The sequence below is a fragment of the Streptococcus oralis SK304 genome (assembly GCF_000287715.1).
GTDB classification, from domain to species: domain Bacteria; phylum Bacillota; class Bacilli; order Lactobacillales; family Streptococcaceae; genus Streptococcus; species Streptococcus oralis_Y.
The window spans coordinates 64,745-75,826 of sequence record NZ_ALJN01000012.1; the positions used below are offsets into that span (position 1 = coordinate 64,745).

The window sequence follows — 11,082 nt, forward strand, 5'->3', positions numbered from 1 at the left end:
TTTCCTCTCTATCAAGTCTAGCTTTGTGCCTCTTGACTTTCTTCCTTCTTTTCCATGAGATAGATATCTCCGAAACTCTCCTCTTGTACGAGGATCAGTTCCTGGGTTTTGATTAACTCTAAGGTCGCCAAAAAGAGGGTAATGACCTCTTGAACATTCTGGGCTTCCTTGAACAAATCCTGCAAGCGCAACTGGTCTCGTCCAGTCAAGGACTCTTTTACGATGACCATCATGTCCTCAATCTTATACTCATCCCGCAAGATGGTCGTGTGATTCTGAGCGAATTCCTCTTTTTTCTTGGCTAGGATATTTGAAAAAGCCAAAAAGAGATCAATGGTCGTCCTGTCATGCACAAGCTCTGCATCCTCGTAAATCAACTCTGTTGGCGCTTTGGAATAGTACTGGGCCCGATCTTGGTGCTTAGCCTCCAAGTGCTCACCCAAGAGTTTGAATTTGCGGTATTCTTCGATTTGAGAGAGAAGATCCTGCTCTAGGTCATCCTCCAAGTCTGTCACTTCTGCTACCTTTGGCAAGAGCTTGCGACTCTTGATCAGCATCAGCTGACTGGCCATAACCATATACTCACCTGTCACTTCCAGACGCATGGCCTGCAGAGTTGAGACATAGGCTAGATACTGTTCGATAACTTCTGTAATGGGCACATCGTAGATATCCATCTGGTACTTAGAAACCAAGTGCAAGAGCAGGTCCAAGGGCCCTTCAAAATCTTTTAATTTAATATCCATTATCTATATTTTTCTAAGGTCAGGACTGTTTTTAATCCTAATTTTTTTGCAATTTCGTACAAATCGACCTTGTTTTCTATTTGTCTTAGAATGAACTGTTCCCGTAGGGCTTGAGCTGATAGTTCTGGGAAACCTTTCTCCTTGACAAAGGACTCCAGCTGACGAAAGGCCCACTGACGAGAATAGGTTTTCCCACTCCTTTCAAAGAGATAGGTCTGCCCCATCAAGGGTTCCAATTCTGGAGTCAAGATCGTGGGTATGGTGACAATCCTCTGTTGGGAAGCCTTGCTGATTCTCAACACTTGAAAATCCAGATTGATATCTGCAACCTTAAGGGCTAAAATCTCACTTGGCAAGAGCCCTATTTCCAAGATAAGAAGCGCCAGCAAGCGTCCTTCTGGATAATTACTTTCCTGCCAAAAAGAGTCTAGGTCTAGAATTTCTGATTTTTCAATCTTCTTTTCAGCTTGTTTGGCTAATTCCAGACGGTAAAAACTGTCCACTTCTCCTTTTTGGTAGAGAAAGTAGAGAAATTGGTTACAGGCCGAAAGTTTTCGCTTCTGGGCGCTGATTTTTAGATTGGCTAGCTGGGCTTGGTAAATCTTAAGACTGGTCTCAGAAATCCGCTCACCTACAATGTCTAAAAATTGCTCCAAATCATACTTATAGGACTGCTTGGAATTGGCAGATAAACCCTGCTTTTCCTCTAAAAATGCTGAAATCCTCTCTCTCATTTGCATCGAATCTCATATTCCTTACTAAAGTCATGCAAAAGGGCATTGACGGCCTTGAGGATGGACTTGCGCGTGATGATTCCTTGAAAAATCCCTTCATCATCTACCACTGGCAAGAAGGGTTCATCCACCAGTTTATGGAGGACCTCTGTGATGTTATAGTCTGGAGCGACAACTGCCACATCCGTCTTGGTCATATTGACGATGTCTGTCTTTGCCATCTGTTCATCCGTCAAACCTTGCTCCATTTGATAAGCCAAAATGTCTCTCAGACCAATAGTCCCGACAAAGCGTTTGTCAAAGGTCACAACAGGGATACGGGTATAAGTGATTTGGCTCAACACTAAAATCGCATGGTCAGCGTTATGGGTATCAATCAAGGCTGCTAGATTCTCGGCAGGGGTAAGGAAAGTCTCTTCCTGATCCAGTAAAAATGCTTCAAATTCCTTGGCAATCATCGAGCAAACTCCTTGGACAAGCCTGGATAAACCTCATGATCACGTGTCAAAAAATCTACTTTGAAATAGCTGTCATCAATCTCCACACGGGCATAGAGGCATTCTCTGATAGTCCCTCGTGGTTGACTGATGGAGCCTGGATTGAGAAAGAGCGTCTTTCCTTCCATCCAAGCATTTGGCACATGCAAGTGACCATAGAGACAGATGTCTGCTTCTTCTTCCTGAGCCCAGTAGTCCAACTTTTGAAAGTTGAAATTGATATCAAATAAGTGTCCGTGAGTCTGGATAATCTTGGTCGGACCAAGTTGGGTCACCAAACGTTCTGGGTAGCCCGCATAAAAGTCCATGTTGCCTTTGACGACATGGATGCCCTCCCAAAGTGGAGCATCAGGACGGAGTTCTGAGTCACCATCGTGAAAAATGGCATCGACTTTCCCCAGATAGCGATCGCGAATTTCTTCCACAATCAAGCTATCGCCATGGGAATCACTCATTACAATGATGGTTTGCTTTGCCATGATGGAAATACCTCCAAAAGTTTCTTAACGGCTAAGGCTCGGTGGGATTGGCTATTTTTTTCTTCAAGGGTTAGCTCTGCTGAGGATTTACCTGTCTCTCCTACCAGGAAGAGCGGGTCATAGCCAAAGCCATTTTCACCCTTAGGTTCAAAGTTAATGTAGCCTGGCCAGTCAGCTTCGACAACCAAACTTTCCTTGTTTGGACTAGCTACAACCAGGGTTGTGTGGAATTGTGCCGAACGGTCCTTGAGTTCAAAGACCATGGCCAATTCGTGCAAGAGTTTGGCATTGTTTTCTCGGTCAGTAGCTCCCACACCAGCGAATCGCGCTGACCAGACTCCTGGTAAACCGCCGAGGACATCAACTTTGAGACCAGAATCATCTGCTAAAACCATCTTACCTGTTAATTGGGAAATGGTTTCTGCTTTCAGGCGAGCATTTTCTTCAAAGGTCATACCTGTTTCAGCTACTTCAGGCAGTTCAGGATAGTCATTGAGATTTTCCACATCGTAGCCTAACTTGTCAAAGATAGCTCGGAATTCCTTGGTCTTGCCCTCGTTACGAGTCGCAATGAGCAGAGTTTCTCTGACCTTGCTAGTCTCAAAGAAGTCTTGAACATCGACCCCTTCTTTAGGTAGTTCGACATGCAGGAGCTGTCCATTTTCTATCAAAAGCAAGGCTCCCTGACGTTGGATGACTTCCAAGTTACGTCCTGCTTCCGCATTTAAAATCTCAACGATAAAGGAGAGCAGACGGTAGTTAGAAGACCAGCGCATCACCGTTATCGTAATTGGAAAGCCATTTTCCTCATCACGAAAAATCCGCGCTAAATCCATAAAATCAAGATCAAGAGGATCTTTGATGAGACTGTAGATGCCTCCATAGACATCCCAGACACCAACATACCAGTCCTGGTCATCCTTGTATTCATAAATTTTGTTTGTCATAAAGTTACATGCTCCACATGAATCTCTTTTTCCAGCCATTCTTCCCCAATTTGGGCAAAACTTTGGCTATTGGCTGTTGTGTAAAAACGATGTTGAAGAGGTCCCGCATCTCGGCTACGATTGATTTCAAAATAGTTAAGCAAAACCGAGATATCTCGTACGCACTCTGCCCCACTATCAATGAGCTGAACCTTAGGTCCCATGACATTTTGTATGATGGGGCGAAGGAGCGGATAATGGGTACAACCCAGAATCAAGCTATCCACCTTGCCGACCAAGGGACGCAGGGTTTCATAGACCACTTTCTTGGTAACACTGGTTGACAGGGCACCAGACTCCACCAAGGGGGCAAACTTGGGACAGGCCAAACTCTCCACCTGTAAGTCCGGATCCAAATCATGGATTTTCTGACGGTAGATGTCTGATTGTACTGTCATAGGGGTTCCAATCACTCCGATTTTCCCACCTTGACTGGACTTGATGGCTGCCGAAGCTCCTGGCAAAATCACACCTAGGACGGGAATATCTAGTTGAGCCTTGATTTCTTCCCAGACGACCGCAGTCGCAGTGTTACAAGCAATGACAATCATCTTGACATCTTTGGTCAAGAGAAAGTTGACCAACTGCCAAGTATATTCACGAATTTGCTCAGCAGGACGGGGACCATAGGGCGCCCGTGCTGAATCTCCAATATAGACGATTTCTTCATGGGGAAGCTGGCGCATGAGCTCACGAACAACGGTCAAGCCCCCGACACCCGAATCCAAAAAACCAATTGGTCGATTATCCATACAGTCTTCTTTCTAGTCTTCTTTTTCTGATTGATAGTTCATCATGATTCCTTGTCCTGAAGGAACTAACGACAGCTTGATAGAATGTCAACTGCCTCTCTCTTAATCATAATCAAATATCAATAGAATGCAAGGAAAAAGTCTTATCCTTGAGAACTATTGAACATAGTGAGAAGTCTGGAACTTTCATCCCAGACTTTTCCTATTTATTTCTTTTTATTGTTAGCAAGAGCTGCTTTTTGTTGACGGATAATTTGGTGGTAAACTTGTTGTACCTTGGCTTCGCTTGGTTTTTGACCATTTGCGCTCAAAAGAGCACGAACTGCCTCAGCATTCAAACGTGGGTTGTCAGCAAATTCTTTTTCAATTTGCTTACGCACCAAATACATACCTCCAAGAGCTCCTCCTAGAAAAGCTAGCACAATCAAGACAATTGCTAAAAGTAAATCCATTCTTTTTCTCCTGTTTCTTTTTGAGTCTTCTATATTATACCATAAAGTGACTTTCCTGACTAGTTTGTTTCACGCTTTCAGGGATGGAGTTAAGCCAATTCTAAGCTAGTCTTACATTCAGAATGAACTATGAAATTACGAATAATCCCCTCTTTACTCTACTATTTTAAGAAAAAACAACAGCAAATATGTCTCTTGCTAAAAAGCTATTGACAAATGCTAAGCGACCATTAGAATGGGAGGTGAGGAGATAAATAGAAACAAAATAAACGAAACTGCTTTATAAAATGTAAGCAGTTTCGAATAAATGAAGGAGGGTTTTATGAAAAAACACTTTTGGGAGAAATCCTGTCGCTATAGCATCCGCAAACTAACGGTTGGGACTGCTTCTGTTTTACTGGGAGCTGTTTTTCTATCTAGTCATACAGTCTCAGCTGATGGTATTGAAGTGCAGCAAAATGACCCAAGTATTGTCGAGACTACAACTAAACCTGATAGTGGATCAGAGCAGATTGAACCGACCGAGACCGCTAAACCAGCTCTAGTTGAGACTCCAAGTACCGAAAGCAAACCAGCCGAGGAGACTCAGCCTACAAGTAGTCAAGCTAGTAGTGAAGCTGTTATAGACTCAAAAGAAAACAAGGAGAGCGAGAAGACAGAACTGCCAGTGACAAAGCAAGAAAACTATCAACTCAACTACGATCAGCCAACAGCTCCCTCCTATGATGGATGGGAAAAACAAGCCCTCCCTGTCGGAAATGGAGAAATGGGAGCCAAAGTTTTCGGACTCATTGGCGAAGAGAGAATCCAGTACAACGAAAAGACCCTCTGGTCAGGAGGACCACAACCCGATAGCACCGACTATAATGGAGGAAACTACAAGGATCGCTACAAGGTCTTGGCGGAGATTCGTAAGGCCCTCGAAGCTGGTGACCGCCAAAAAGCAAAACAACTGGCTGAACAAAATCTAGTCGGACCAAACAACGCCCAGTATGGACGTTACCTAGCCTTTGGTGATATTTTTATGGTCTTCAATAACCAGAAAAAGGGTTTGGATACAGTGACAGATTATCACCGTGGTTTGGATATCACAGATGCTACTACGACCACTTCTTACACCCAAGATGGGACGACCTTCAAACGCGAAACCTTCTCTAGCTATCCTGATGATGTCACCGTGACTCACTTGACTAAAAAAGGAAACAAGACGCTTGACTTTACCCTTTGGAACAGCTTGACAGAGGACTTGCTTGCTAATGGCAACTACTCTTGGGAATATTCTAACTATAAGAATGGTCATGTCACTACAGATGCAAACGGAATCCTTCTAAAGGGAACTGTCAAAGATAACGGCCTCAAATTTGCATCCTATCTAGGAATTAAAACGGACGGAAAGGTGACTGTTCAGGACGAAACTCTGACCGTTACAGGCGCAAGTTATGCAACTCTCTATCTCAGTGCCAAGACTAACTTTGCTCAGAATCCAAAAACCAGCTATCGAAAAGACATTGACCTCGAAAAAACAGTTAAAGGGATTGTCGAAGCAGCTAAGGCCAAAGACTACGAGACACTGAAAAAGGCCCATATCAAGGACTATCAAAGTCTCTTTAACCGCGTTAAACTAAACCTAGGCGGAAACAAGACTGCTCAAACGACTAAAGAGGCCCTTCAAGGCTATAACCCAGAAAAAGGGCAAAAATTGGAAGAACTCTTCTTCCAATACGGACGTTATTTACTCATCAGTTCTTCTCGTGATCGAACAGATGCCCTTCCTGCAAACCTACAAGGAGTCTGGAATGCCGTAGACAATCCACCTTGGAACGCTGACTACCACCTCAATGTCAATTTGCAAATGAACTATTGGCCAGCCTACATGAGCAACCTTGCTGAGACAGCCAAGCCAATGATCAATTACATTGACGACATGCGTTACTATGGCCGTATCGCCGCCAAGGAATACGCTGGCATCGAATCCAAAGACGGACAAGAAAATGGTTGGCTGGTCCACACTCAAGCAACTCCATTTGGCTGGACTACTCCTGGTTGGAATTACTATTGGGGTTGGTCTCCAGCAGCTAATGCCTGGATGATGCAGAATGTCTATGACTACTATAAATTCACCAAGGACGAGAGCTATCTCAAAGAAAAGATTTACCCAATGCTCAAGGAAACTGCCAAGTTCTGGAATTCCTTCTTGCACTATGATAAAACCAGTGACCGTTGGGTGTCTTCTCCATCCTACTCACCAGAACACGGTACCATCACCATCGGAAATACCTTTGACCAGTCGCTAGTCTGGCAGCTATTCCATGATTACATGGAAGTTGCCAACCATCTAAAAGTCGACCAAGACTTAGTCACAGAGGTCAAGGCTAAATTTGACAAACTCAAACCCCTTCATATCAACAAAGAGGGCCGTATCAAAGAATGGTACGAAGAAGACAGTCCACAATTCACCAACGAAGGCATTGAAAACAACCACCGCCACGTTTCCCATCTAGTTGGTCTCTTCCCAGGTACGCTCTTTAGCAAGGACCAGGCTGAATACCTAGAGGCTGCGCGTGCTACTTTAAACCACCGTGGAGATGGTGGTACTGGTTGGTCTAAGGCCAATAAAATCAATCTCTGGGTTCGTCTACTGGACGGTAACCGTGCTCATCGCTTACTCGCTGAACAGCTCAAATACTCAACCCTAGAAAACCTTTGGGATACCCACGCGCCTTTCCAAATCGACGGAAACTTTGGAGCAACTAGTGGGATGGCAGAAATGCTCCTGCAATCTCATACTGGCTATATTGCACCATTGCCAGCCCTTCCAGATGCTTGGAAAGACGGTCAGGTTTCTGGTTTGATTGCCCGTGGTAACTTTGAAGTCAGCATGAAATGGAAAGATAAAAACCTGCAAAGCTTGTCCTTCCTGTCAAATGTCGGTGGAGACTTGGTTGTAGACTATCCAAATATCGAAGCCAGTCAGGTTAAGGTCAATGGCAAAGCAGTCAAGGCAACCATCCTCAAAGATGGCCGCATCCAACTGGCAACACAAAAAGGTGATGTCATTACCTTTGAACATTTCCCTGGTCGCATAACCAGTCTGACAGCAGTTCGACAAAATGGAGTCACTGCCGAACTTACCTTTAACCAAGTAGAAGGTGCTACCCACTATGTCATCCAAAGACAAGTAAAAGACGAATCTGGACAAACCTCTGCAACTAGAGAATTTGTAACCAATCAAACCCACTTTATTGACCGATCACTGGATCCTCAACATGCCTACACTTATACCGTCAAGGCTATGCTGGGCGAACTTTCCACACAAGTTTCTGAACAGGCCGCTGTTGAAACATACAGCGAGTTGATGGACGACCGAGATAGCCGTATTCAGTACGGAGCTGCCTTTGGAAACTGGGCAGATTCAGAATTATTTGGAGGAACAGAGAAATTTGCTGACCTTTCAAAAGGAGACTACACAGACGAAGACATCACTGCAACCATTCCTTTCAATGGTGTTGGCATCGAAATCTATGGACTAAAATCGTCTGAACTAGGTCTTGCTACTGCTAAAATTGATGGCAAAGAGGTCGGCAAACTTGACTTCCATACTCCTGGGGCAACTGAAAAAAGTAGTCTCATCGGTCGTTTCGCAGGATTATCTGACGGACCTCACACATTGACTCTTCGTGTTAAACGTGAGCACAAAGGACGTGGTAGTGAGCGCTCGAAAATTTCATTAGATTATTTCAAGATCCTAGCAGGAACAGGCAATTCAATTGAAAAAATAGATGATCGTGATTCGCGCATCCAGTATGGTTCCCAGTTTAAGGACTGGTCTGACCCTGAACTCTACGGTGGTACGGAAAAATACGCTGATATTAACAACAGCGACCCAAGTACTGCTTCAGAAGCTCAGGCAACTATTTCCTTTACAGGGACAGGTATTCGTATCTTTGGCTTGAAGAGCCTCGCTCTTGGACGGGCACGTGTTACACTAGATGGCAAAGAAATGCCAAGTCTAGACTTCTACACTTCAGGTGCAACCGAAAAGAGAGCCTTTATTGGCGAATTTACAAACCTTACTGACGGCCCGCACACCCTAACATTACGTGTTGATCCAGATTCACCAGAAGGTCGCAAGAAAATTTCTCTGGACTCTTTTGACATCATCAAAGCCCCAGCTGTTGGTATAGATAGTCCAAGTATCGCTCCTCTCAAGGAAAACGACAAAGAAATTTCCTTAACCCTACCATCTGGAGACTGGGAAGCCATCGCTGTAACCTTCCCAGGTGTCAAAGATCCTCTAGTATTCCGCAAAGTGGACGAAACGCATCTGGTTACAAGTGGAGATCAGACTATCCTATCAGTCCAAGACAATCAAGTTCAAATCCCAATCCCTGAAGAAACCAATCGCAAAGCTGGAAATGCCATTGAAGCTTATACCATTCAAGGAAATACCACAACCAGCCCTATCGTAGCCGTCTTTACTAAAAAAGAAGAGAAAAAGGTTGACGAGAGTCAGCCAACTACAAGCAAGGGGGACGAACCAGCTCCTACTGTTGAAATTCCGGAGTATACTGATCCTATCGGAACTGCGGGGCAAGAGGAACCAGCTCCTACTGTTGAAATTCCGGAATACACTGAGCCTATCGGGACTGCAGGACAAGAAGAAGCTCCTATTGTTGAAAAACCTGAGTATACCGAATCGATCGGAACAGCAGGGCAAGAGGAAGCTCCTACTGTTGAAAAACCTGAGTACACTGACCCTATCGGAACTAGCGGAGATCAGGCTGCTCCGACCCTTAGCTTTCCTGATTATCCAGTTCGAGTCTTGAAAAATAAGGAGACTGGAGTGGAAATCATCGGTGGAGCCAGCGACTTAGAAGGAATTTCTCACGTTTCTAGCCAACGTGTCTTAGCTCAAGAACTCTTTGGCAAGACCTATGATGCTTACGACCTACAACTTAAAAATCCAACCGATCATAGCTTGCAGCCAAAAGGCTCTGTCTTGGTTCGCTTGCCTATTTCAGCTAACGTAGAAAAGGTCTACTACATCACTCCGACCAAGGAGTTGCAAGTCCTTGATTTCACCGTTCGAGACAGAAAGGTAGAATTCATCACTAGTCATTTCAGTACCTATGCTGTCGTCTATCAAGCTGCTGGAACAAGCTCTAACACAGAGGAAAAAACAAGTGCTTCAGATACAGAAACCTTAGCACACGAGACTGAACAACTTTCATCTAGTCCTAGCCTTGCTAAAACTGGATATCATTCTCCTAAAGAAGAACTTCCAGCAACAGGAGATGCGTCCAACCCCCTCCTCTTCTTAGCAGGCCTCAGCCTAGCCCTCACAGCCACTTTTATGTTAAAAGGAAGAAAGGATGACTCCAACTAACCTTTAAGCACACAAAAACAGGATGAAGATCACCTTCATCCTATTTTATTTTGTCATCAAAAGTTAGATTTACAGTAGGTATAAAAAGACTAAGGTCAAGAGACTTGCTAGAAGCCCAACTCCCCAAAAGAAGAAGTCAACCTTCCACTCGCTCCAAGGATTGCCCTTGCCTGAGAATCCTCCAAGCTCGAAATGGTGATGGACAGGTGTCATACGGAAGATACGTTTCCCACCACTAAGCTTAAAGTAGGTAACCTGCATCATAACAGAGCTTGTCTCAAAAACATAGATAATCCCAATCAGCAAAAGGGTCCATTCTTGGTGGAGCGCCATAGAGATTGCTGCCAGCATTCCACCAAGAGCCAAACTTCCTACATCTCCCATAAAGACCTTGGCAGGTTTGTGGTTAAAGACGAAGAAGCCTAGCAAACCACCAATCATGGCAAGAATCACAAGAAGAATATCCAGTTGATTTTGCATATAAGCAATCACACCATAGGCCGACAGGCTAATCACTACGGAAATACTTGCTAAGCCGTCGATCCCGTCAGTCAGATTCACCGCATTTGAAAAGCCAACTAGCCAGAAAAGGGCAAAGAAGATATAGAAAATACCCAGATGAACTTGGTAGCCAAAAACTGAAAGCATGTCACCACCACGCTCATAAAAGAGGTAGAAAATCACTCCTCCAAGCAACTGGAGAGCAAGCTTTTGCTTAGGATTCAATCCTTCGTTGATCTTACGGAAAATTTTGAGGAAATCATCCAAAAAACCTACCAAACCATACAAAACCAAGATAAACAAAATCATGCCTACATTGTTAGTCAATTGTTGGGTAAAGAGAGCGACAAGGAAGCTCACTACTACTGCAACGATCAGGAAGACAAGACCTCCCATGGTTGGAGTCCCAGCTTTAGCTTGGTGTTGCTTGACATCCTCGTGCATCTGCTGTCCTGTAATCTGTGCTTTTCGATAAAATCGGATAAAGGCTGGAATACCTATCAAGGTCAATAGAAAGGCTAGAACTCCAGCACTAATGGAACTAATCAT

At 44.3% G+C, this 11,082-nt stretch carries 9 protein-coding genes; 1 reads left to right on the forward strand and 8 read right to left on the reverse strand.

Annotated features, from left to right (window positions below):
• Window positions 1-17: 17 nt before the first annotated feature.
• The 7 genes from HMPREF1125_RS06380 to HMPREF1125_RS06410 form a co-directional block, all read right to left on the reverse strand.
• Window positions 18-746, reverse strand: a complete 729-nt coding sequence (locus HMPREF1125_RS06380) for a segregation/condensation protein A (RefSeq protein ID WP_000351895.1) — start codon at window positions 744-746, stop codon at window positions 18-20.
• Entirely contained in the window at window positions 746-1,480 is a 735-nt protein-coding gene (gene xerD / locus HMPREF1125_RS06385; protein WP_329610191.1) for a site-specific tyrosine recombinase XerD, read from the reverse strand. Before xerD ends, HMPREF1125_RS06380 begins: the two co-directional genes overlap by 1 nt.
• Complete coding sequence (gene cbpB / locus HMPREF1125_RS06390) at window positions 1,477-1,938, reverse strand: cyclic-di-AMP-binding protein CbpB (RefSeq protein WP_000560691.1); 462 nt, start codon at window positions 1,936-1,938, stop codon at window positions 1,477-1,479. The genes xerD and cbpB overlap by 4 nt, the downstream gene beginning before the upstream one ends.
• Window positions 1,935-2,456, reverse strand: coding sequence for a metallophosphoesterase (locus tag HMPREF1125_RS06395; protein WP_001118937.1), 522 nt, complete (start codon window positions 2,454-2,456; stop codon window positions 1,935-1,937). The genes cbpB and HMPREF1125_RS06395 overlap by 4 nt, the downstream gene beginning before the upstream one ends.
• Window positions 2,432-3,442: a nucleoside-triphosphate diphosphatase gene (locus tag HMPREF1125_RS06400; protein WP_419185388.1), complete on the reverse strand. Its 1,011-nt coding sequence runs from the start codon at window positions 3,440-3,442 to the stop codon at window positions 2,432-2,434. The genes HMPREF1125_RS06395 and HMPREF1125_RS06400 overlap by 25 nt, the downstream gene beginning before the upstream one ends.
• Entirely contained in the window at window positions 3,400-4,194 is a 795-nt protein-coding gene (gene racE, locus HMPREF1125_RS06405) for a glutamate racemase (protein WP_000370380.1), read from the reverse strand. The genes HMPREF1125_RS06400 and racE overlap by 43 nt, the downstream gene beginning before the upstream one ends.
• 206 nt (window positions 4,195-4,400) lie before the next feature.
• The gene (locus HMPREF1125_RS06410; RefSeq protein WP_000364986.1) at window positions 4,401-4,646 is read right to left on the reverse strand and encodes a YneF family protein; all 246 of its coding nucleotides are present in this window, start codon (window positions 4,644-4,646) and stop codon (window positions 4,401-4,403) included.
• 322 nt (window positions 4,647-4,968) lie between these two features.
• Between HMPREF1125_RS06410 and HMPREF1125_RS12550 the strand changes: the two genes are divergently transcribed.
• Window positions 4,969-10,032 carry an SIALI-17 repeat-containing surface protein gene (locus HMPREF1125_RS12550; RefSeq protein WP_000716124.1) on the forward strand — a complete coding sequence of 1,688 codons (5,064 nt, stop codon included), beginning with the start codon at window positions 4,969-4,971 and terminating at the stop codon, window positions 10,030-10,032.
• Window positions 10,033-10,101: 69 nt separating this feature from the next.
• Here the strand turns inward: HMPREF1125_RS12550 and mraY are convergent, their stop codons facing one another.
• The gene (gene mraY, locus HMPREF1125_RS06415; RefSeq protein WP_000625792.1) at window positions 10,102-11,082 is read right to left on the reverse strand and encodes a phospho-N-acetylmuramoyl-pentapeptide-transferase; all 981 of its coding nucleotides are present in this window, start codon (window positions 11,080-11,082) and stop codon (window positions 10,102-10,104) included.

What these genes read in the sequence shown, in the direction of transcription:
- HMPREF1125_RS06380 (WP_000351895.1), bottom strand. Translation starts at nt 746, where the DNA reads ATGGATATTAAATTAAAAGATTTTGAAGGGCCCTTGGACCTGCTCTTG.
- xerD (WP_329610191.1), bottom strand. Translation starts at nt 1,480, where the DNA reads ATGAGAGAGAGGATTTCAGCATTTTTAGAGGAAAAGCAGGGTTTATCT.
- cbpB (WP_000560691.1), bottom strand. Translation starts at nt 1,938, where the DNA reads ATGATTGCCAAGGAATTTGAAGCATTTTTACTGGATCAGGAAGAGACT.
- HMPREF1125_RS06395 (WP_001118937.1), bottom strand. Translation starts at nt 2,456, where the DNA reads ATGGCAAAGCAAACCATCATTGTAATGAGTGATTCCCATGGCGATAGC.
- HMPREF1125_RS06400 (WP_419185388.1), bottom strand. Translation starts at nt 3,442, where the DNA reads ATGGCTGGAAAAAGAGATTCATGTGGAGCATGTAACTTTATGACAAAC.
- racE (WP_000370380.1), bottom strand. Translation starts at nt 4,194, where the DNA reads ATGGATAATCGACCAATTGGTTTTTTGGATTCGGGTGTCGGGGGCTTG.
- HMPREF1125_RS06410 (WP_000364986.1), bottom strand. Translation starts at nt 4,646, where the DNA reads ATGGATTTACTTTTAGCAATTGTCTTGATTGTGCTAGCTTTTCTAGGA.
- HMPREF1125_RS12550 (WP_000716124.1), top strand. Translation starts at nt 4,969, where the DNA reads ATGAAAAAACACTTTTGGGAGAAATCCTGTCGCTATAGCATCCGCAAA.
- mraY (WP_000625792.1), bottom strand. Translation starts at nt 11,082, where the DNA reads ATGATTAGTTCCATTAGTGCTGGAGTTCTAGCCTTTCTATTGACCTTG.